This window comes from Mesoplasma corruscae (assembly GCF_002930145.1).
GTDB lineage: Bacteria > Bacillota_I > Bacilli_A > Mycoplasmatales > Mycoplasmataceae > Entomoplasma > Entomoplasma ellychniae.
Genome location: NZ_PHNF01000002.1, coordinates 176,007 through 199,536, shown reverse-complemented (window position 1 = coordinate 199,536; position 23,530 = coordinate 176,007). Strand labels below are relative to the sequence as shown.

The following is a 23,530-nucleotide window of genomic DNA, read 5'->3' as shown; positions in this document are numbered from 1 at the left end:
CTATTTTCTCCTTTTATTTTTTATTAATTTGGTAGTTGAAAAAATAACTACTGTTGGTGTAATAAAAACTGAGCTACATAGCATTATAAAAGCAATTTGAGTAATAATTTGACCTCTAATAAAATTAGGAGAATAAAGCACGTCTGGTGTTATGTGTTCTGGCAGATCACTAGCTTTTAATTTAGTATCAATAAATGGATTTTCTAAGCCTTTAATACTTAATGCATACTTTAAAGAATCAATTTGCTGATTTACAAATCAAGCTTTATTATTTTTTAAAAGCGTTCCTGGTGAATAACTAACTGTTATCCCTGTTAAACCTGGTTTTGTAGATTCAATTCTTGCATCATATTCTTCTTGTTCAATAAGTCCCTGTTGTCTTTTTGATTTTTGTTTTAATTTATTCGAAAATATATCACTTATTCCATCTTTATGAAAAACTCATTGAATACCTGTATTCACATATCCATATGATTGGTATTTTTGTGCAATTGCCATGTCAAATTCTATTATGTCATTACCAATGTCATAAAAATCAATAGGAGTTTTTTCAGCTATTATTTTATCTCATTTTTTGTGAAATCATTCATTTGAAAACTGTCTGTATTGAGTATTTAACTCATTATACTCATTGTCATCATCATGGTTTATAGTTGATATAGCATCAGCTATATATGAATTTTTAACTACAGTTAACATAATTGGTTCATATAATGCACTTTTTGGATTCAAAACATACTTATTTTTAGGTGTCATTATTTTTAACTGTTTTCTTACTGAATCAATAAACATCTTAGATTCTAATCCCATTCCAGGAATTAGTAACCCAAGTGAAGCAATAAAGTAAAAGATTGCAATAAAAATACAGATTATCAGCATTCATTTTTTCATATATTTTTCTCCTCAGTGCATTTATTAAAATTAGCACTTTCATATAATTTTATCATAAATTTGAAAGTTATTTATTTTTTGAGTGCTTCATAATTTTTTTAACTTTTTTATAAAGTATTTTAAAAACAATATAGTGAACATTTTTATTTGGGTGCAATTTGTCTACAAAAAAATAACAATCAAAATTAATAGGATCATTAAATTTTGCTGAGTTAATTTGAATTAAGATTTTATTATTTGCTTTTTTTGAAGCAAAAATTAATTCTGGTAGTAAGGAAATTAAGTCTCTTACTCCATTTATTGATCTTGTTTGTTCACCAATAGTTAATTCTACTTCAACTTCTTCTCAATTAGTAGCACTTGTGTTTATCATTTCTAAAGCTAGTTTTTTCTTTTTAAATCAAAAAGTTTTATAAAATTTATTTTTTAAAAATTCAGTATTTTTATAAAGATCAAATAAATGAACACAATTTTTATAGTGCTCATTGGTTAATTCTAGCACTTCAATTATATTTTTATGAAACTGATCAGTTGCTAAAAGAATGACTTCTTTAATTAAAATGTATTCTTTTTTACTCATAATATCTTGAAATATAGGTGGAAAATCAATTGGTGGTGGTGTCATAAATAAAATATTTTTAATACCATTGTTTAATAAACTAAAAAGCGCTATTTTTATACGTTCAGTTGCATCTTCTAAATAAGAAGTATAATCTTCCCCAATTTGAATTAACTTAACAATATAAGCCAAATCATTACCTCCAATTTCAAAAAACACCAAATCATTTTTATTAATTTTATGTTGTTGAATTAAAGCACGAGCTTGAATATCAATTCTAACATCATTCAAAAAAGCTCCTGAATTAGTGTTTAATTTACCAGCAGTAGCTCCAGCAACAGCATAACTATTACCAAAACCATTTACTCCCTCTGAATAAATATTAGAAGGTTTTAAACATTTTATACCTAATTTTTCTGCTAATAAAAAAGCAGCTGTTGGTCCATTAGAAAAACAGTTAAAAAACTTTTCATCTTTATAAAAACCATATGCATCACCTTTAATAATCAATTCAGCATTTAATTTTAAAGCTTTAATCCTTTGTTCTACAAAAGTTGTTAAACCATTTACATCGCTTAAACTATCACCAATTACAAAAAAGTTAGAAATGTTATGTTTGTATTTACCACTTGAATCTTTAGCATTAGATTTATCGATATCTTTACCTAATTCCAAAACATTATCTACTTTATTTTTTTCTTTATCTAATTTCTTCGCAACAGAGTTTATTTTAAAAGGAATAATTGTAAATAAACTTGATATTAAAAAAAATATTTTTTTCATATTATTTTCTCCTAATCATTTTATTTTATTATAACTCCAACTCTGATTGAATAACAATCTTACTTATCTCCTTTAATTGACTTACACCACAACCAATTAAAGATACATAATTTTCTTTTTCGATTTCATATAATTTACTTATTAAATTTGCAAAAATTATTTCTAAATCATTTGTGTGTTTGTTTAATGTTAAAGAGTAAGTTTTTCTTAATTTAGATTTTTTATTATCTTCAAAAAATTTAATTGATAATTGAATAGTTTTAGCTTTTAAGTTATTTTCTTTTAATTTGAAAACAACATTTTTAGTTAGTTGAAATAAAAGTTCTTTTATTTCCTCATCTCCAACTAGCAATTTATTGTTTGCAGTTAAAGTTTTTTCTTTTGAGATAGATTTAATATCATGTGATAAATAATCAACAAATGAGTAATCTTCACCTTTTAAAGCTTTTTGAATTTTAAACCCAACTTTACCAAAAAGTTTAGCAACTAAATTTTCATCAATTTCAACAAATTCAAAGACTTTACTTATTTTTAAAGCTTCAATTTGTTTTTGTGCACTATGTCCGATTCCAATAACATTTGAAATGTCCATGCTTCAAATCAAACTTTTGAAATTTTGCTTAGTAATGATTTGAATACCATTAGGTTTTTGCATATCACTTGCCATTTTAGCAAACATTTTATTAAAACTAGCACCAATTGAGCAAGTCAAAGTTGTTGTCTGATAGATTGCAGCTTGAATAGCTAAACACAAGTTTTTAACACTTCCATAAAAACTTCAAATATCAGAAACATCAATAAAACATTCATCTAATCCGTATATTTCTACTTTATGAGTAAATTGAGATTTTATAATATCAAATATTTTTTTACTGTATTTTTCATACAGATCATAACCACTACTTACAATGTGAAATTCAACGTTTTTTAAAAGTTGTTTAACTTTAAAAATTGGCATCCCAGCTTTTACACCATATTTTCGACACTCATAAGATGCAGCTACTACAATTGATTTTTCATCATAACGGCTTACTATAATAGGTTTATTTTTTAAACTAGGATTATTTGCTTGTTCACAACTAGCAAAAAAAGCATCCATGTCTAAATGCAAAATGATTTGTTCTTTTTTCATATTTTTTAATTATTCAAAGTCTTTTATTTGATTATCTTCTAATACTTTATTGACACTGCCTTCATAAGCAGTTAACATTTCTTTAGCTTGATTGATCTTTGCAATATTATCTTCAAAAATTTTCATAGCTTCTTGCATTGTAATTTCATTAGACGACAATTTTAGAGTGCTTTGTTTTAATTCTTCTATTAATTTATCATATGTCTTATTTTCCATTTTTAATTACCTCTTTCACTTGAGTTGAAATTTCTCCATCATTTAAAATAATTTTAATTATGTCATTTTCTTTTAGCTTATTTACTGTATTAATAGTTTGATTATCATAAATTAATAAGCCATAACCTTTTTCTAAAGGTTTTTTTGGATTTAGCAACTGTGTTTTAGTTTTTATATTTTCAAGTAATATTTTATTTTTATCTAAAATGTTATTAATTAAATTTTTAGTATTTTGATAAAAATAATTTAATTCTTTTTGTTCTTTGTTAATTTCATTTTTAATAATTGAATAATTGTTTTTAATAAGAATATTTAAAGTATTTTTATCATTATTTAAATGAGATATTATTAATTGTTTTTGGTTATGATAAATATATGATAACTCTTTTAGTAACTCTTTTTGATTAGGAGTTGCTAATTCACCAGCACTAGTTGGAGTTGGAGCTCTTAAATCTGATACATAATCGATTAAAGTGATATCTGGTTCATGACCAACAGCTGAAATTATGGGTATTGTTGAATCAATTACAGATTTTAAGACTTCCATTTCATTAAAGCTTCATAAATCTTCATAACTTCCACCCCCACGTCCAACAATTAATATATCTAGTTTAACTTTAAACATATTAGCTTGTTTAATTTTTTTAGCAATATCTATTTTAGCAAATTCACCTTGTACCATTGATGGGAATAAATAAATGTTTATTAAAGGCATTCTTCTTTTAATGGTTGTTATCAAATCTTTAATTGCAGCTCCAGTATCAGCTGTAATAATCCCAATATTTTGTACAAATCTTGGAATTGGTTTTTTTCTTGATAAATCAGTTCACCCTAATGCTTTAATTTCTTGTAAACGTTTGTCAAATAATACTTGTAAATCACCAACACCTTCAACACTAATATCAGTAATTTCAAAACTAACTTTAGCATTGGGGATATAAAAAGTTATGCGTCCATAAGCAATAATTTCCATTCCTTCATTTAAATTCAAATTAACAAACTTGTTTGCATTGCTTTTTCATATCATTGCAGTTAAACTTGACTGCTCGTCTTTTAAAGATAAGTATATATGTCCGCTTTTATTAAAAACCAAATTAGAAATTTCACCTTTAACATAAATATTTTTAAAATAAGTGTTTCCTTCTATTACTTCTTTTAAATTTTTGCTAATTTCACCAATCGAAAAAATATGTTTATCCATTGGGTTTTTCCATTTTATCTAAAACTGCATTTACATATTTGTATTCATAATCAGGCATAGCAAATTTAATTAATTTTAAAATTTCATTAATTGTTACTGGTTTTGGGGTATCTGTATTTTTAATTTCATATGTTCCAATAATTAAAGCAGATTGAACATAAGCAGGGATTCTTTCTCATTGTCATTTAATACTTAAAACTGGGACGATAACATCAATAATTTCAAATATTTGATCAGCTACTTTGTTAGCTATTTCAAAAGTCGGAATATCTAATTTTTCTTGTGTTTCATCCAATAAATCTTGTTTAATCACACTAATGTCACTATTAGTTAATGCATAACGATAAAATAGTTGAACTAGTATTCGTCTACGATCCGTCAAATTAATTTTAAATTCACTCATCTTACTCCTGTTCTTTTATATTATATATAAGTTAATCTTTTATTTTTAATATATGCTGTTTGTTCAATAAGTTATATATCTCTTCTTTATATGGCGGTTTATCATTGTGGTATGGAGTTTCTAATACTTTAGGAACATCAATGTATTCTTCATCTCATAAAATTTTTAGTAAAGTATCAAAACCAATATGCCCATACCCAATGTTTTCATGACGGTCTTTGTGCGCACTTATTGGATTTTGAGAATCATTTAAATGAAAGCACCTAATTTTTTCTTTACCAACAGTTTGTTTGATTTCTTGTTTAACTGCATCTCAATCACTAAGATTATATCCAGCATCATGCATATGACAAGTGTCTAAACAAACAGCAACTTTATCAGGTTCTTTTACTTTGGATAAAACATATGCAAAGTCTTTTAAGTTAATACCAACTTCACTACCTTTACCACTCATTGTTTCTAAAGCTATAATAGTGTTTTTTTGATGTGCTGCTACAGCATCTAATCCTTTAACTAAAGCATCAAGTGCTTTTTGATAATCACCTTTTAATCTAGCTCCTGGGTGTAACACTAAAATATTGATCCCCATACCTTCACATCTTAAAATTTCTTTAGTTAAAAAATCAACTCCAAAATCTCAAGTGTTTTGATTAACTGGATTAGATATATTAATTAAATATGGTGCATGAACAATTAAATTTTTTATATCTAAATTATTATTTTTCATTAATTCTTGCATTTCTTTAATGTGTAATTTATCTAAATCAGTTCTCATTGTATTTTGCGGAGGTCCTGAAAATATCATAAAAGTATTAGCCCCATATGATAATGATTCATTAAAACTACCAATCAAATATTCACCATGCTTGTTGCTTTTGCTCATTCCTACATGACTTCCTAAAATGGGGTTTTTCATTATTTTTCTCCTTTAAAATAATTTATTGCAAATTTTTTATCTTCGTTTAAAAGTTTTTTTAAATGATTAAAGTCTTTTACTTCAATGCTTTCTCTAATGAAATAAAGCATTTCAATTTCAATTCCTCACCCATAAATATCTTGTTCAAAATCAAGGATATATGTTTCAAAAACTGAAATGCCTTGTTTATTAGTTCAATAAACGCTAATACCTTGTAATTGTTGATCAAAACTTGGCAATTTAACTTTTGTTACATAAACTCCTGGTTTTAAAATTAAATGATTATCAACAATTATATTTGCTGTTGGATAACCTATAGTTCTACCTAATTGATTTCCTTGTGAAACAAATCCAGAAAATGAATAATTAAAATTATTTATTTTTTGATAATCTTTAAATTTACCTTCTCTTAAAGCAATATTACTTTTTTTAGTTAATTCATTTAAAGAATTATCATATTTCATAATAAAAATTTCAAAACTAAAAGCTTTTTTAATACGTTCTAAATCAATGTTATTATCAAAAACAAAAGCTTTTGTTATATTTAAATTATTTTTAATTAATTCATAATCAAATTGCTCATTAAAACCATATCAAACTACTAAATCCGCATTAGCTTTGCTAGCTTTAATTTCCATTCCTTTAGTTGGTATAGTATACAGTAAATTATTATTTTCTTTATTAATCAATATTACTTTTTTACCTTCTTTTTTTGCTTCAATAATTAAGTTATCTTCATTAAGGTCTCATTTTGAAAAATCACTAAATACAGCAACATTCTCATCTAAATTTCAAAGCATCATTAACATGTCGTTATAATTTATTTTCATTTTAATTCCCCTTTTATTTACATTATTTTAATTTTAACTCATCAGGTTAATAAATACAAAATATATATTTTATTTTAAATAGTATTTATTTAGCATATAATTAATAAAAATTATAAATTGAAATTAAAAATAAAACTCATTATTTTTTGGTTTATAATTATTTATATAATTTTTTTAGAAAGGATTTGAAAATGTGTAAAAACAATGGTACAAAAAACAAAAAAGAAACAAGAGAATTATTATCAGATTTAAATGAAAAAATAAATAGTAACAATATTAGTGAAAAACAAAAGGCAAAAGATCTTTTATTTGTACATAAAAAAATTACAAATAAATTATTGGTTTGATCGCTAAAGTTATTCATTTTATTTTTAATTGATATTTTTTTATTAATCACAGTTATTACTTTATTTATTACTAATATGTTTTTAGACAATAATACATTAGTTTGAATAATTATTTCATTATCATTATTAATATTAGTAAAATTTACTTATATGAATTGATTTTCTAAAAACTTATTTTATAAAAAAATAGTTGTTTTCAATTTTAAAAGTAAAGTTGATAGGCATAAATTTCAAGCTTATAGAGAAATTTCATTTACACCTATTTGGTTTTGAATTTTCTTTGTTGGGGCAAACTTTATAGTGGCTGTTATAATAAATTATCAAATACAAGGTATTTTATTAGCCTATGGAAAAGGCAACAAATGAAGTGGACCAGGAATATTTACATTTTGAGCAATTTCAAGAGCTATGTTAGACATGATGTTACTGCCTTCATTTTTGAATGCTTTTGGTAAAATTGCAGAAAAAGATAAAGCTGTTGAGTCTAATTATGTTAAATTAATTAAAGACCAATACTTTTCAAACAAATCGTTATTTGAAGATGTTGAATTTGAAGAAAATTATTTAAATCTTAAGTTTAATAAAAATAACTTTTCTTCAAGAAACGGATTATTTATTTTTGTAAATAAAGATGATCTAACAAGACCTGACCAATCTAGAATGATAGAAATAAATAAAGAGATTTTAGAATGTTATAAAGAAATATGAGAAAGTTATATTGATTTACTGGAAAATAGAATGAAAGCTAAATTTAATAAAACAACAGTTCACACTTTATATTGACTTGAAAGAATTTATGACAAAATATTTTTAGATTTATTCGATATTTAAAAAAATGAACTACAAGTTATTTTGAATGAATATAATTCTCTAAGTATACAAAATGATAAAAAACATTTTATCATTACAATTGTATATAAAGAGAATTTTTATTATGTCAAATATCAAAGCAAACAAATCAATTATCTTTTCAGCTCATTCAAAAGAAGTATAAAATATATCAAATATGTATTGTACTTAAATTCAACAATAATTAAATTTATCAAGATACATGAAAAAACAAAAAGATTGCATAATCCTTTAAAACCAAAAATAATACATTCACATAATGGTGTTGATTACATTTCAATTTGAGCAAAAAAGATTTGCAAATAATAATAACTTAACTATTTTTTGTCAAATCTAGGTTGTTTTAGACAATGCAGCATTCAAACTTTTTTTTCGCCGTTAAAAACTAAATGCCTAGAAGTTTTAGAACAATGTACTTCTGAAGAATTTGGCAAATTAATTGATAACTATATAAATTATTATAATTACACTAAAAATGGGTTTAAATCTAAAAAACTACCAGTTATGATTATTAAAATCAAAAAAAGCCATTTCACTTTTGAAATGACCTATATTTTATAAAATTATATACAAGAGAAATAGTGTCTTAATTTCATTTTATGCAATACTTAAAGGTGTTAAAGAACTTTAGTAGCCAATTATTTAATAACAGTTGAAAATTTTTCCTGTAAACTGGTTGGTATTATGATTTAAACATAGATTGGAAGTTATTTATAAAAATAAATTGCAAATCATTAAAATCAATTTCTTTTTGGTCAATGGTTGTTTTAAATACACAATTTTTGCGGATTCTTTTAATTAAAAACGCATAAGCTCTTAAATAACGTAAGAAAAGTTTAAGTTCTTTATATGGGTCATTTTTTAAAACAACTTTTTGAACTTTTCTCTTGATTTTTATTTGATGATTTTGAAATGATTTGTTTAGTCAAGAAACTTCTTCTAGAATTACATTGTATAAAAAAATTTTTTGATATTCTAACACATCATTATTTTTTTTAAAATATTCAATATAGCATGCTTCTGCTTCTGCTTTTGAAAATATTTTAAATTTTTTCATTTTTTTAATGTTCCTATAAACCAAAATAAACATAACAATTAATGTTAATAAATAAATTAATGTAATTACAATAATTGAAATATTATAGTGGGATTTCTTAATTCATAAATCACTAGGTATAAGAAAACACAAATAAAAAAATGATAAATTTATTACAATAAAAGCAATAATATAAAAAATAAATAATCTTAATACTTCTGCTTTTAAAAGGACTGGAAACTCTTTTATATTTATTTTTTGACCAAAATTCATTTTAATATAGAAGTATTTATTTTTTCATGCAGATATGTATGTAAAATCCGCCACAAAAACAGAACCAAACAATAAAGAAACTAATGCATAAATCAGATATATATATACATCTCAAGTCATCATAAATACTATTCCCCTAAACTACATCTATTAATTCTATTACTGCTGCTATTGCATCAATAAGAGCCAAAACAGGTGGAAATGCTCAAGATATTGGAGTAAGAGAAAGTGATACAGTTCTCAGTATTGCTTTCGTTGTGTCCCCTAAAACATGCCCGATTGACAAAGTTGCAATAAGAGCAGATGCACCTTTTTTAATATTACTCATGCTTTCATCATATTTTAATAAGGCTAGCGATACACCGTTTGCTGCAGTTGCAGTAACAGCGCTAATTACAGTACAAGAAATAGCTCAATTTATTGATATACCTGCACTTGGAATAGCTGCTGCATAAAATCCAGCAGCAGCAATAGCAGCAGCAGCAGATGTAGTAGTAAGAGCTGTTTTTACAATTTTAAGATCTTTTACTATTTTGTTGATTCTTTCCAAACTATCTGTTGGAGTGTGAGGCGAACTAATATGTCCACCACCAATACTACCACCAAGGGTTGGTTCAAAAGCAATTCTATTTAATTTATGGTTTGGAAGCGAATTAACAGAATCAATACCATTAATGTACAAATTATATGTTATTCCAAATTCAGTAACTGTTGTTTGTAAATAATTAATAAGAGTAGAAAAATTAATATTTTCACCCTTGAAATGATCAAGAATTTTTCGAGACTCATTTTTTGCATATTCTATAATATGATCATTGTTAACTATTTCAGAAACACTTTCTTGTTCATTTTGAACAAAATTATAAAATAAGCCGTCTAATTCTTTACTCATTTCTGATTTTTCTAAAATGATTTCTTCATTGTTAACAAATAAAACTGGTTCTATTTCCCAATCTTTGGCTGATTCTTGTGAGTAGTTCATTTGACTACTCATAACTTTATTAAAGGAGTTAATTTCATTATTTGGTGTTCTTAATGAAGTTTGAGCTTCAAAAGAAGTTGCTATTAATGCTAAGGTTCCTGTAACAGCCATTAAGGTTGTCAAGCTAAGTGCTAATAATTTTTTCATAATAGGTTCCTTTCTAACAGTAAAACTTTTATTTTACTTTGTTATAAAGCTTCCCTGTATGTTTACATAATAGCACATTTTTCTTTTTTAATTGCGCTTATTTTTCAAAATCAATGCTTAATGTTTTTGAATCCGTAGCTTTTACATAAATTTATTTTAAATTTTGTGTTTTTGAAACAAATTTTTGTTGTAAACTACTTGACCATTTTCATCATTTTATTTAATTATTACGGTTCTATTAAGAATGTGACTTAATTCATCAATGTTATGTTAAGAAATATGGTAGTTTTTTGGTATTTACAGGTAAGTCTTTTAAAATGTAGATAAAATCTAATCTTGATTTTACTTCTAAATTTGCTGTTGGTTCATTTGATACAATAATTTTTGGATTAGTTACTAATACAGATAAAAGAAATGTTTTTTTTGCATATCAACAAATAATCTACTAAATTTGTTATTTTTATAATCCTTTAGATTTAAAGCTTCGATGTATTTTTCTAAATACTTTAAAGTTTATGCTAATTAAAAATATTTTAGTTAGAAACAATTCTATATAATTTTAAGCTAAAATTTAAAAAACTTCTTTTCCTTCTAACACAATATTACCTGATTCTTTTAAATATTCATTTTATTGTTGTAGTTTACCAAAACTATTTCTAGTATTAGCAAACAATTGTTCACCATTTAATAAAAAGATACACAGTTATTACTGTATATCTTTTTTTTCGATTAAAATATTATTATGCATAACTTGCAATTCATTTATTGTTATTTCTTCTTTAATTGGTAACATAACTTTTAAGTATTCTGGTGACTGTTTTCTTTTAGAATAAATAACTGTATATACAACTCACCCAAGTATTGGAATAAATCAAAATAATCATAAAAAACCGATAACTTTTTTTTCAACTGCTTTAATTTGTGCTTCTAACACTTTATGTTCTTCTTTTAATTTTTCATTTTGAAGTTGTAATTGTTCAATAGTTAAATTTTCATTTTTGTTGAATTTAATAGACATTTTTTATTCTCCCAAGGTTTTCATATAAAAAGATAATAACACAAAATTTTAACTTAAATTGTTATAATATAAATTGATAATCTTAAAAGGAGTAATAATTTATGTTTTATTTAGGAATTATTCTTGCATCAATATTTGGTTATTTATATGGTAGTGTGCTTTGATCAGTTCTTATTGCAAAATGAGTTAGAAATATAAATATATACGATTTTGGTTCAAAAAATCCTGGTGCCACAAATACTTTAAGAGCTTTGGGGAAAAGATGAGCTTTAGCTGTTGCTTTACTCGATGGTTTTAAAGTAGTTATTACAGCATTTGTTGCATTTGGATTAAGTTGTATTCCAAGTGATTTGTTTTCCCAAACAAGTTATTTTATACCATGTGTATTTGCAATAATTGGGCATTGTTGACCAATTTGATTTAAATTTAAAGGTGGGAAAGCTGTTAGTTGTTTTTGTGGGCTAATACTTGTTGTTTCTCCATCATTATTTTTGTGTTTCTTCATTATTTGATGAATAGTAGCTTTATCAACAGGTAAAGTTAGTTTGTCATCGATTATAGCTACTTTTTTTATTCTTATACTAATGTTTTTTCCTTGAATATATGGAACAAATATTTTTGTTTATCAATGAAATGGGTATGAAGGTTTTAAAGAAACTTGAGCAAATGGATTATGAATGTTTTCATTTAACAATTGATTGCATACACTAACGCCTAACAAAGAATTTGCTGATGGTATTGTAACTGCTCAAATATGTATATTGATAGGAATAATAATTTTAGCTATTAGACATATACCAAATATGAAAAGATTAAAAAATGGTACAGAACAAAGGATTTTTCCAATTAACCAAAAATCAGTTAAAGAATACAAATTTATAAATAAAGCTTTGATAATAGTTGATTACCAGTATGATTTTGTTGATCCCAATGGTAAATTATATGTAAAAAAAGCTGAAACAAAAAAAGAATATATTTTAAAATTGATTAAAGAATTTAAAAATAATAATAATTTAGTTATAGCAACAAAAGATAATCACCCAATTGATCATTATTCATTTAAGCAATGAGGTGAACATTGTTTAATTGGCACTAAAGGTTGTGATCTTTATATTGATGAGAATTTAATGGATAAGATAATAATTAAAGGGACTCAAAAAGATGCTGAAAGTTATAGTGCTTTTTATGATGAAAAAGGTAATTCAAATTATTTAGATGAATTTTTAAAAGAAAATAATATAGAAGAATTAACAATTGTTGGTGTAGCTTTAGAAGTTTGTGTTAAAGCTACTTATGAGCATGCAATAGAGTTAGGATATAAGACATTTTTAGATATTAATGGTTGTCAAGGATTTGAATAAAAAAGGTGTACATAACTTTTATAGGGGAAATTCAACCTAAGCATTTAAGTCAATTATTTCAAAATTTTATTAAATGAATAATTCTTATTTTTTCAAAAATCACAAAATAATCCCAAAATAATAAATGCGATTATATATTTTTAATATTTAATATTTTTTTATAACCTTAAAAGAGAGTACTCTTAGAACCATACCGAGAGCACTTTTAACAAAGTCCAGAAACCACAGATTCAGCATAACACCAATATTTTCTCATTCAACTTTTATTTACTCCTAATTAAATAAAAAAGTCAGTATAAACTGACTTGCATAACTTTAAGTAAAGTTTATATGCTCTTTTTACCAATAAAAGTAAATGTGACATCTGCATCTGATAAAGCATTACCTTGACCAGTTGGAGTGCTGTTTGTACCTGCAGATATTGAGAATAAGTCAGTTAATATCGATAACTGATAGTTACCTCAATACCCCTTCAGCCCAGACATTTTTATCCCTGGCTCTAATTTATTCACTTTTTTATCATCAATACTATATCTGTATAAATCTGATCAGTACCCACTATGGCGTTGAGAAAAATCTAATTTAAAATCTTTTGTTCCAATTAAATTTGAAATAAAGCTTTCATTTCTTATTTGTGCTGCTTGAACATCACCAGTATCAAGGTTTAATGCATTGGTAAACATTTGTGATGACTTATTATTTCTTAAATATTCTCAAATGAATGGATCTTTATCTGTTCCTTTTAACCCTTTTCAATAATCTCAAATGTTAAATTCTGAATTTGCACTTCCATTCATGTAAAATAGTAATCCTAATTGTTGTTTTGTAGCACCGCTAGATTCACTTATTTGATCAATTTCTGATGGTGATGTTCCATAAAACTTGTGAAATTGATCTAATATTAAAGAAATTCCGTTATAGTAAGCTGCAAATGTTTTACCTGTTGCTTTGTTCTCGTTTAAAGTTGATTTATTATCAACTGCTACTGATAAATTAATTAAAACATCATTTAAATTTTGTTTATATCCATTTGCTAACTGAAAGTTAATTCCTTTAATTGAAACTTGTTCTAAGTTTACTGAATTATTTAGTAAACTTTCAATATTAGCTGCTTGTTCTTTGCTTGATTTTTCGGTTATTTGTTCATATTTCAATTTGAAACTTTTTGCGTATTCATCTTTGGTTTTTTCATAAGTGGTTTTTAAGTCTGAATATAATGTTGAATCAGTTGCTTTGCTATCATCACCCAACAATATGCTTGCATCTTGTTTAATTTCTCCAAAATAAGTTGATTGTCTAGCGAATTGCTTTTCATCAACAGGTTTAAAATTTTGAGCAGTTGAAGATGTTTGAATTCTATCTAATTTAAGTTCACCAACCTTTGCATCTTGTGAACTGTTTCTAATTACATCTTTTGGATTTTGTAAATCAACTTTAATACCTTTTAAAACTGGACTTTTAGAACTGTCAAAGTAATTTTTTTTAATTTCTTTAACTAATTTTGGTGCAAATTTTTCGTAATATTTTTCAATTTCATTTTTATATTTGTTTGTTGATCCTCCAATAATTTCAATCGCATTTATATCATTCAAACTAGTTTTATCTAAATAAACTAAAGGATTACCTGTCTTCAACAAATCAGCAGCTAGTTCTTGTTGTAATTTACTAATAACTTCAATAATAGCTCCGTCATCTGAAATAGTTATTGAAGCACTTCCTTGAAGAGATTTTGTCTGTCTTGCATTTTCAGCATCCATGTAGTAATATTTAGTTTCATACTCAACTTCAATGTTCGCTAAAAAACTATTTTCCATATCTTTATCTGTAAAGCTTATTGTTGCTTTATCATAATTCATTTTAACGTTGTCAATTCAATTTGAGTTTAAATCCCCAATTAAAACTTGATAAGTAGAAGCAGAAATTTCTTTTTTCAAATTGTTAATATTTTCTTGGGTTGACAACAAAGATTGAATATTGTTAGTTAAAATTTCTTTGTCATTAGTATCTAAAGTATCATAAAACTTTATCTGACTTGCTGTTGTATTTTCACTAACATTCAAAGCTTTTTCATAAACGTCTTTTAATTTTTCTTTTTGGAAAAATGTAAAGTTGCTTTGTTGCCCTGGCTTTTCAACAAATGTTGAAGCTTCACTAATTTTATTTGTAACAACCGAAGCTCATTTAGTATTAACTTCACTTTCAAATTTGCTAATTAATTTTCTTATTTCTTCTTTACTATCTGTTGGTGGGACATTTGTTTCCTCTGTTTTATCTTTACATGAAACTATAGTTAAAGCTGAGGTAGCAGAAACTGTTAATGATCCTAATATTGCTAATAATTTTTTCATAATTTTTTCCTTTTCTTTTTTTAAAAATCAAATTTCTTAAATTTGTATAATGCTATTAAAAAGCACAATAAACTTATTACAAACAAAATAGCTAAATAATACCATGCTTTAATGTAATTTGTCGTTGTCTTTTCACTAATAACATTATTGTTCGAATCGAGTTTTAGAGTATATTCAGGATATCCTAAAAAAAGATTTTTTTGTTCTTCTAAATAAATTTTTGAGTCTGAACTTGGTGCAAATCAAATGTCTTTATTATAAAAACCTAAGTTTTGTGTATAGTTCATTCATAACCCATTATACAAGTTGAAATAAGATAATATTTGATTATTTTTTCGGCCACTTATATATTGGTTTCAATCACCTGAAGTCTTTGAAATTGGGTTTGATGACATAAAAATATAATTGCTAGAATATTTTATAAAGTATTTTTCAATAATTTGAGCAACATACATTAAATTAAAATTTAATTTTTGTTTTACTAAATCATTTGCATTGCTAAATTTAAACCCGTCTGAATTATCTCCTAAAATTGCATATTTATAAATTGATTGCACATCTTTTTTTTGTAAAGCATATGAAACAATTTCTTCTGTACCTGAAGCGTTGATTTTTTCCAAATATGAATTTTCAACTCCTGTTTCTAAAAATAAGAAATCATCAAATAAGTCATACTTTTCATATTGCAAATTATTTTTAAAATACTCATTAATTTCATTTGTAAATTGCTTAAATTCAATTAGTATGTTTTCTATTTTTTGATTATTTGTTTTTAAGATTAAATCATCTAATTGTGTTTCTGAAATAAAAGTGTTTTTTAATTTTATTTGCATATTGAATTTGTCATTTCTTTGCCATGATTGTGGAACAATATCACCTTTTAATGGTTTAGTAAATAAATTTAAATCAGAAGCTTTAATTAATGTTGATTCAGAATTGATTAATCCTAAATCTGATCATAGTTTAATACGATCATTTATGGTTTGTGTTGAAGAAAAATCATCTACTGTAAACTTTTTTTCAATAAAATAATCATAAATGTATTTAGATAGGTTTGAATACTTTATATTGCCTTTTGCTATACTATCATTTAAGGTGTACGCATCATATATATCGTTCAACTTAAAAAGCTGACTATTTTCAAATTGAATATTATAACTTTTCTCATTAGCCTTTGTAAATGACATTGGAATGTTTGCAATAAATGAAAGTGCTAATAATAAAGTGCATATAATTGTTGTTGTTTGCAAACTAAAAATAAAAATTAAAAAAGTTACAAAGTTTATTATAAAAAAAGTTGCAATAAATGAATAAATAGCATATATTATTGTCATTCTTAAAATAAAAATCTCATATTTAAATAAGGTGAAAAATGAGTAAAAAGAGTTAATCATTAAAAAACTTACTAAAATATTCGTTCCAACGATTAAAATCATTAAAAAATATTGTGCTATAAAAAATTTAATTCTACTTACCTGGTTTGTTAAAACAATATAAGTAGTTTTATCTTCAAAATTTTTGTTAAAGAAAAATTGAACCATTCTTAAAATAAAAACAAACATTAAGCAGCAAATAAAGAATAGTATAAAAAAGTTAAAAACTACAACCTGCGTACTTCCGGATTTAATAAACGCAAGTAAAATACCAATAGCAATAGAAATCAAAAGAATAGATATATTTAAAATATAAAAAAGTTTTTCTTTTAATAAACTTTTAAAACTAAATTTCATTAATTTTGTAAATGAAATTTTTCGATATTTTATTAATTTTTGTTTTACAACTTGATGAAAATCAAAATTTTCATTTTCTATGTGGTGCTTTTCTTCGACCATAAAACCACCTCCTTTCTGTTATTATCTTTAATAACTTTTACGTTTTATAAACTTACATTGTTTAAAATTACTCTAAATGCTTTGTCAGAAGCTTTATAATTATTTTCATCAATACATGATAAAAATAGAACAGTATAATATTCTTTCCCTAAAACTGTTCCCTTTTTAATTTCTGTTGTATTGTTTTTTAAATTTTCAAGTAAATCTTTTTTACCTAGTTTACTCAAAACATTTGAATAAAATATTTCTTGATCTCTATTAGAAGATTGAGCACTTGGTTCTTTAAAGAATAACGCTTTATCATTTTTGGTAAAGTCAAAGCTTTCTTTAGAATAATTGAAAGAAGTTGTATATTGCATGAAATCATCAATAATTTGCTCTACACTATATTTTGAATTTTTAGATTCTTTCATCATAGCTTCAACAAAATCTTTTTTTGCTTCTTTGTCAAAACTGTAGCCCTTTTCATTTATTCATTCTCATTGATTTTGAGGATTTACTTTTCCTTCTTTGTTTTCTTTTTTTCCTCAAAGTTCTGTTTCACCATCAGATAATAATTTTTCTCCTTGTAAATTAGCGAAGTTATTATTTTCAATTTTTGGGCCAAACTTAATAAACTGAGGATTAATTAACATTTGACCGTTTTCTTGCTCAAATATTGTTCAGTTTAAAGTACCATTTGTGATGTTTTTTAAAGTTATTAAATTTACAGTTAATTCAAAATTGGTTGTTGCATTATTTTCAAATTTATACCCTAATTCTTCGTTTGGTTGTAAAGATAAACTAATATTTGCTTTTCAGTACTTTGGTTGGCTTATATTTTCAGCTAAAACATTTTGTATTTGATAGTTATTGTATTTAATGCCCTTTTCTAAAGAAATTGTTTCAATTTTATTTTTAATTTGATTTCTAAGTTCATCAATGTTTGAAAACTTTCAATCTAAATTTTTAATGTTTTCAAACGTTTTATTAATTGTTTCATTTTTCACTGTAATTGGTGCATACAATTTTCCTTCAAATTTTTTAAAATTATTTGAAATATTTTCTTCAAAATAATATTGATCATTTTTTAGTTTAGCATTTGCTTCAAAACTAAAGACTAAAATTAGTCTTGAGTTAACTTTTGAAGGGACATTTTGTTCTTCAAATTTTAAATTTTTAACTTCTCCAAAAATAATACCTTCCACAGGTGCTCCTGGAATATTTTTATAACTTTTAAATGTGTTTTCAACAGTTGTTTTATTATTAAAAGTGATGTTTAATAAAAAGTGTTCCATATTTAAAAAAGATTTATCAATGTCTTGTTGAGAAATAGCTGTTTTAAATGGTAAATTTTCTCCAAAGTAATATTCTAAAACAATTTCACCACTATATAGAAATTTATTTTTCCTGCTTGCATTTCCTTTAAAATTAATTTCTTGTTTAAATTCAGTACTAGTTCCACTTTTAACTTCACTAACTTGAACAGAAATCGCATCTTCTTCATCAAGTTTTGCATTAATAACCGCTTGTTGTAAAGTTTCATTGTCTCAGCCCTCTTTTGTTTCACCACGTGATTGTAGAATTATCAGTAAACTTCTTTTAATTATTGAAATATCTTTCACCTTAAACCCATCATTTGTTAAACAAGCTATCACAACACTTGATGTTGCACTCACTACTGATAATGGTCCAAGAATTAATAATAATTTGTTCATTTTTGCCTTTCTTTTGTAATAATACTAATTTTGTTGTAATAAAGTTCGCTCAAATAGATAGTAGTTTTCATCAACAATTTCAAAAGTAATATTTAAAAATGAAAGATTAATATCTATTGTTAAATTATCTTGATTTTTAAATTTTGTAAAAATAATTTTTTTATCTTCTGTTTTAATATAAGGGATATTTGTCTTGTTTTGGGAACTACTGAACTGAAAGTTAAAAGAATAACTGTTAGTTTCATCTAAAAATTTATTTCTCAAGTCTAAATCATATAAAGAGTTTTGGCTTGCGATAAATAAACCAAGTGTTGCGTTAATATTTGATATACCAGTATTTGATTTAGAATATAAGTCAAATATATTATTCTGATTAAGTATAATCAAACTCGAAGCCTTTGTTATAGTTTTTCAATCATTTTTTTGAAGCGCATATGCTTGCTGAAATATTTTTATTGAATCAACAACATTTTGATAAATTGCTTTATATATACTATCTTTAGCTGGGATACAAATACCTTTGTATGAAGCGTCATTTAAATAAGCATCATTAAAATTGTTAATTGAAGTACATGTATAATAACTTATTTTAACAGGATGAAAATAATTAAATTCTTTAAAATATAAGCCAAAGTTTTTAAGATATATTTCGCCATATGAAATTGCTGAATCTGAATAGGTATTAAACTTTTCGTTAAAAATTTTTTGGAAATCATTTACCCATTCATTATAGTTTTCGCTTAAAAACTTATTTAGCAAATTACTACCTCTAACTAATTTATTTTCTAACACTATATCATCTTCAGCTTTTAGTTCACTAAAAATCAATTTAAAAAGAGCTGTATTTTTTGCATTTGAAGTTGACATGCTATCATCCAAGCTTATTTTTTTTGCATTATATTTATTTTCTTTAATATCAAAACTACTTATTTTATCAATTAATTTATATTTAAATAAATTGTCACTGTTTTTAAATATAAAATCATAGTTTATTTCACCGTTTCTTTCATGATAAGAAATTTTTTTTTGAATATAATTTAAAAAACTATCCTCAAATTTTTTAAATTGCAAAACATTTTGAAAGTTTATTGAACTTAGTTTAAACATTTTTGAATAATTATTAATATTAAGATTAGCTGCATCAAATCAAGCATATTGAAATTTGTTTTTTAAAAGATTTTCTCTTAAATCTTTCGTTAAGTATTTCAAATCTTTCATGATATTTTGTTGATTTGAAATTGTTATACTAATATTTTCAACATATTGTTTTTTAATAATATTTTTATTTACATTTAAATATTTATAGTTAAAAACTAGGTTTAAATCTAAATTAGAAACATACAGATTTTCACTTTTTAAATCTAAGTAATTAAAATCCAAATAGTCAAAGTTTCAAGATATTGAATCAAACCATAACTCGCTATTAGGAAAATCTAGAATTTCCTTATAAATTCCTAGTTCTTGAGTCATTGAATCCAAAATTGTTTTTTTTAAATTAGAATTTTTAACTATTTTTTCTAAATCTTGATTCAAGTTTTGTTTTTCCAGAACATTTAATAATTGATAGTTATTAGAAACATTTTGAATTTTTTTTCGTTCGGAAATTTTCTTCATATTATTTTGGGTAAAAAATACTAATCTATTATTTGTTGCAAAGTTGGGATCAATATAAATTAAATCATTTTGGTTTTTCATTATTGCATTATGAAATTCATCGCTAGCTTTATTTTCTAATGATTGACCAAGAGCATAAAAATCATAAACTGGCTTGTATTGTTTGATTGGACTCAATTCAGTTTTACAACTAACAACCAAAAAACCAAAAAAAATAAAAAAACAAGTGACAAGGTTTAAAACTCTTTTTAGCACCATATATTTTAAACCTTTGCTTTTTGCAAGAATATTAATTCAGACAATTTATTTTTTTCATCCTGAATTTCACGTTTTAATCTTTCAAACTCTAAAACATTTTCACGTTCCTTCAAATCTTTATTAAATTTATCTAATTTTTCATTTATTTGTTTTTCTAAATTTATTTCATTACGTAAATTTTCAAAATACGTTCGTTCTTTGTAAAGGTCTTTTTTTAGAATATCAATTTCTTGTTCCTTTAAAGAAACTTGATTAAAATTTGCAATCGGAGTTTGATATTTACTATCTTTAAGTGAAAATATAGTTGAGCTATATAATTTTGAATTTAATGACTCTATTTCTTTTTTTAAATTTTCAATTTCTGAATCGCTTTTGTTCTTTATTTTTATTAGTGAATTTTCATAAAGATTTTGAATCTCCAATATATTTTTATTAATTATCTCTTTTGAGTAAATAATTTGGCTTGAATCTATTTTTATTGCTTTTAGATATTCTTTTAAATCAGTAGCATTATTATTAAGTATTTCTTTTTCAATATTAATGGTTTTGATAAACTCATTTTGAAATTCTTTAAAATCTTTAATATTTTCAACTAATTCTTTTTTTGAATCAATCAAAACATTAGATTCATTAACTATACTTTTTACAAAAACTTTTAGTTCAGATAATTTTTCTGCAAAGTCCGTTTGAATTGTTTCAATATATTTTTCTTCATTTATAGTTGCAACAGCAATTTCTTCTTGTAAAGATTTTAATTCTAAAACTTTATTTTCCAAGTTACTTCTTTTAATATCAAGATCTTCATTTTCTAATTCAATCTGAGAAATAAAATCATTTTGTAAATCCTTAAATTCTATAATTTGGCTATCCAACATTTTTCTAGTTTTATTTACTTCACTTGTTTGTTCGTCAATTTGTGCACAATATTCTTTCAAAACTTCAAGTTCCTCTTTTATAGTTTCTTTTTGCTTTGAAGACATATCTTTAAAATTATTTTTAAACTCATTAAATTCTGAAATTTTTTCATTTATTTCAAATGAAAAGTTATTTTCTGATTCTTCTTTTATTTCATTAACAAAAGTTTTTAATGAGTTTAATTTATTAGCAAATTCATCTTTAATCTTATTAATGCCTTCAAATTCTTCAAATTTTAAATTTAAAATTTCTTGTTTTAAAAATTTTAATTCTTTAATGTGTTCTTCTAGCTCATTTTTTTTAACATCTAAATCTCTATTTTCAAAACTTGACTGCTCTAAAATACTTTTTCATTCTTTTTTTTGCTCTTCAAAATTATTTTTAGCTTCACTAATGTTTTTAACTTCAGACTTTAAAAGTTTTATCTCTTCCATTGTAGTCAAAAATTCTTTTTTAAATGCATATAACTCATTATTTTCAAAAGATAGGTCTGACGTTTGTTCACTCATTATTCCTAAATGTTGATCTATAATTTTAAAATCTTTATCATCGATCAAATCAGAATCAACACCATCTTCAATTAATGTTTCTGAACCATCTAGACTTAAAAGGTCACCATATTTTTTTTCAATTTTTTTTAAAAAGTTTCATGCATCATTAATTTCTTCTTCTTTGACATCTTCGTTCTTATCTATATCAGCAATAGGTGCATATTTTGGAATATGAATATTTATTTTATCTTCAAGCGCTTTTGAAATTGCATCAATATTAATTGGTTGCCCAATTATGTCTTTTGGTTTCACATTGTTTGATTCTAAAATTGCTAAAACACCATTAAACGTCTGCGAAACTTTTAAACCAACTATAAGTGAGTTAGTAAAATGGTCTAAACTAAATGTTAAAATATTACTTTTGTTTAAAATTTTTTCAATTTTATTTAAGTCATTGTATTCTTCAAAAAAAATCCTTATTTTTTTGTACAAATTTAATTCTGACTTTGAACCAGAAAACATAAGTTTTCCCTTGTCTAAAATTACAAAGTTTTCAATGATATCATATACTTCATCTATATTGTGAACAGTCAAGATAATCGTACTATTGAACTCTTTTTTAAAATCATTTAATATTTGGTAAGTATGATTTCTTCACTTAGAGTCTAAATTAGCTCCTGGTTCATCTAAAATTAGTATTTCAGGCTCTTTAATAAAACAAAGGATTAAATTCATACGATTTTTCATTCCCCACGAAAAAGCATTTAATAGTTTATCTTTTGATGATCATAAATCAAATTTTCTTAATCAATATTCTATTTTCATTTTTACAAAGTTTTTATCTAACCCCATAACATTACACATATTAAACAAAAATTGATAAGCAGTTATTGAATATAGAGAAAAATCCATTTGAGAATAAAAACCTACTTTTGAATTATTTTCAATTGAGTTTGTTTTTCTTCTTTCTTTACCATTGATAAAAATATTACCATTATAATTTAATGTAGCTCCTAATAATGAATTTAAAAATACAGATTTACCAGAACCACTACCACCAAGCAATGCTGTTACCTTACCATTTTCTATGTTAAAAGAAAAGGGACCAATATTAATGTCTTTAAATTTTTTATGAAATTTTTCAACTTTAATAACATTATTTTTTTCAGTTTCTTTGGATGGATTTGCATTTTTTTCTATAATTAATGCTTTTGGTTTAATAAAATTTGAAATAGTTTTATCCATTCAATGTTACCTCTATTTTTTTCTAAAGTTTTTAAATTTATCTTGCTTTTAAAAACTCATATTTGATTATTACAAAAAAAAAAAAAAAACAAGTGATTTTATATTTTTTATATACAGTTTGTCCAATTGTCAGTGATATTGGTCTCAAAATTAGAAAGTAGAAATGTCTTAAAAACTTAAAAATTA

Annotated in this window: 19 protein-coding genes and 1 pseudogene; 4 read left to right on the top strand and 16 right to left on the bottom strand. The window is 24.2% G+C overall.

The window, feature by feature from the left end; translation table 4 throughout:
- From MCORR_RS03405 to MCORR_RS03370, 8 genes are all read right to left on the bottom strand, one after another.
- Complete coding sequence (locus MCORR_RS03405) at positions 1–891, bottom strand: hypothetical protein (protein ID WP_104208166.1); 891 nt, start codon at positions 889–891, stop codon at positions 1–3.
- 67 nt (positions 892–958) lie between these two features.
- Entirely contained in the window at positions 959–2,233 is a 1,275-nt protein-coding gene (locus tag MCORR_RS03400) for an SGNH/GDSL hydrolase family protein (RefSeq protein WP_104208165.1), read from the bottom strand.
- 28 nt (positions 2,234–2,261) lie between these two features.
- Entirely contained in the window at positions 2,262–3,365 is a 1,104-nt protein-coding gene (locus MCORR_RS03395) for a Y-family DNA polymerase (RefSeq protein WP_104208164.1), read from the bottom strand.
- Positions 3,366–3,374: 9 nt separating this feature from the next.
- A complete protein-coding gene (xseB, locus tag MCORR_RS03390; RefSeq protein ID WP_104205711.1) occupies positions 3,375–3,581 on the bottom strand; it encodes an exodeoxyribonuclease VII small subunit in 207 nt (68 codons plus the stop codon).
- Positions 3,571–4,782, bottom strand: a complete 1,212-nt coding sequence (gene xseA, locus MCORR_RS03385; protein WP_104208163.1) for an exodeoxyribonuclease VII large subunit — start codon at positions 4,780–4,782, stop codon at positions 3,571–3,573. Before xseA ends, xseB begins: the two co-directional genes overlap by 11 nt.
- A complete protein-coding gene (locus MCORR_RS03380; RefSeq protein ID WP_104208162.1) occupies positions 4,775–5,185 on the bottom strand; it encodes a transcription antitermination protein NusB in 411 nt (136 codons plus the stop codon). Before MCORR_RS03380 ends, xseA begins: the two co-directional genes overlap by 8 nt.
- Positions 5,186–5,216: 31 nt before the next feature.
- The gene (locus MCORR_RS03375; protein WP_104208161.1) at positions 5,217–6,101 is read right to left on the bottom strand and encodes a deoxyribonuclease IV; all 885 of its coding nucleotides are present in this window, start codon (positions 6,099–6,101) and stop codon (positions 5,217–5,219) included.
- On the bottom strand, positions 6,101–6,931 hold the full coding sequence (locus MCORR_RS03370; protein WP_104208160.1) for a riboflavin kinase: 831 nt from the start codon (positions 6,929–6,931) through the stop codon (positions 6,101–6,103). The genes MCORR_RS03375 and MCORR_RS03370 overlap by 1 nt, the downstream gene beginning before the upstream one ends.
- Positions 6,932–7,122: 191 nt before the next feature.
- On the opposite strand from MCORR_RS03370, the gene MCORR_RS03365 reads away from it, so the two are divergent.
- Both MCORR_RS03365 and MCORR_RS04000 read left to right on the top strand, forming a co-directional pair.
- Positions 7,123–8,109 carry a hypothetical protein gene (locus tag MCORR_RS03365; protein WP_104208159.1) on the top strand — a complete coding sequence of 329 codons (987 nt, stop codon included), beginning with the start codon at positions 7,123–7,125 and terminating at the stop codon, positions 8,107–8,109.
- A gap of 342 nt (positions 8,110–8,451) precedes the next feature.
- Positions 8,452–8,688 carry an IS3 family transposase gene (locus MCORR_RS04000; protein WP_104208158.1) on the top strand — a complete coding sequence of 79 codons (237 nt, stop codon included), beginning with the start codon at positions 8,452–8,454 and terminating at the stop codon, positions 8,686–8,688.
- 121 nt (positions 8,689–8,809) lie between these two features.
- On the opposite strand, the gene MCORR_RS03355 is transcribed toward MCORR_RS04000, so the two are convergent.
- The 3 genes from MCORR_RS03355 to MCORR_RS03345 form a co-directional block, all read right to left on the bottom strand.
- Positions 8,810–9,559 (bottom strand): hypothetical protein, encoded by a 750-nt coding sequence (locus MCORR_RS03355; RefSeq protein WP_104208157.1) that lies wholly within the window; start codon positions 9,557–9,559, stop codon positions 8,810–8,812.
- A 13-nt stretch (positions 9,560–9,572) separates the two neighbouring features.
- On the bottom strand, positions 9,573–10,565 hold the full coding sequence (locus MCORR_RS03350; RefSeq protein ID WP_104208156.1) for a hypothetical protein: 993 nt from the start codon (positions 10,563–10,565) through the stop codon (positions 9,573–9,575).
- A gap of 706 nt (positions 10,566–11,271) precedes the next feature.
- Positions 11,272–11,583 (bottom strand): hypothetical protein, encoded by a 312-nt coding sequence (locus MCORR_RS03345; RefSeq protein ID WP_104208155.1) that lies wholly within the window; start codon positions 11,581–11,583, stop codon positions 11,272–11,274.
- 101 nt (positions 11,584–11,684) lie between these two features.
- On the opposite strand from MCORR_RS03345, the pseudogene plsY reads away from it, so the two are divergent.
- Together plsY and MCORR_RS03975 are read left to right on the top strand one after the other, a co-directional pair.
- Positions 11,685–12,449 (top strand): annotated as a pseudogene (gene plsY / locus MCORR_RS03980) (glycerol-3-phosphate 1-O-acyltransferase PlsY); the annotation flags it as partial.
- A gap of 24 nt (positions 12,450–12,473) precedes the next feature.
- Positions 12,474–12,944 carry an isochorismatase family protein gene (locus MCORR_RS03975; RefSeq protein ID WP_425437732.1) on the top strand — a complete coding sequence of 157 codons (471 nt, stop codon included), beginning with the start codon at positions 12,474–12,476 and terminating at the stop codon, positions 12,942–12,944.
- 326 nt (positions 12,945–13,270) lie between these two features.
- Here the strand turns inward: MCORR_RS03975 and MCORR_RS03330 are convergent, their stop codons facing one another.
- The 5 genes from MCORR_RS03330 to MCORR_RS03310 are packed head-to-tail and all read right to left on the bottom strand — an operon-like array spanning position 13,271 to position 23,344.
- Positions 13,271–15,292 (bottom strand): lipoprotein, encoded by a 2,022-nt coding sequence (locus MCORR_RS03330; protein ID WP_104208154.1) that lies wholly within the window; start codon positions 15,290–15,292, stop codon positions 13,271–13,273.
- Positions 15,293–15,312: 20 nt separating this feature from the next.
- Positions 15,313–17,124, bottom strand: a complete 1,812-nt coding sequence (locus MCORR_RS03325) for an ABC transporter permease (RefSeq protein WP_104208153.1) — start codon at positions 17,122–17,124, stop codon at positions 15,313–15,315.
- Between the two features lie 44 nt (positions 17,125–17,168).
- Positions 17,169–18,821 (bottom strand): hypothetical protein, encoded by a 1,653-nt coding sequence (locus tag MCORR_RS03320; protein WP_104208152.1) that lies wholly within the window; start codon positions 18,819–18,821, stop codon positions 17,169–17,171.
- A 24-nt stretch (positions 18,822–18,845) separates the two neighbouring features.
- Positions 18,846–20,693, bottom strand: a complete 1,848-nt coding sequence (locus MCORR_RS03315) for a hypothetical protein (RefSeq protein WP_104208151.1) — start codon at positions 20,691–20,693, stop codon at positions 18,846–18,848.
- 5 nt (positions 20,694–20,698) lie between these two features.
- Positions 20,699–23,344 (bottom strand): ATP-binding cassette domain-containing protein, encoded by a 2,646-nt coding sequence (locus MCORR_RS03310; RefSeq protein ID WP_104208150.1) that lies wholly within the window; start codon positions 23,342–23,344, stop codon positions 20,699–20,701.
- Positions 23,345–23,530: the final 186 nt, after the last annotated feature.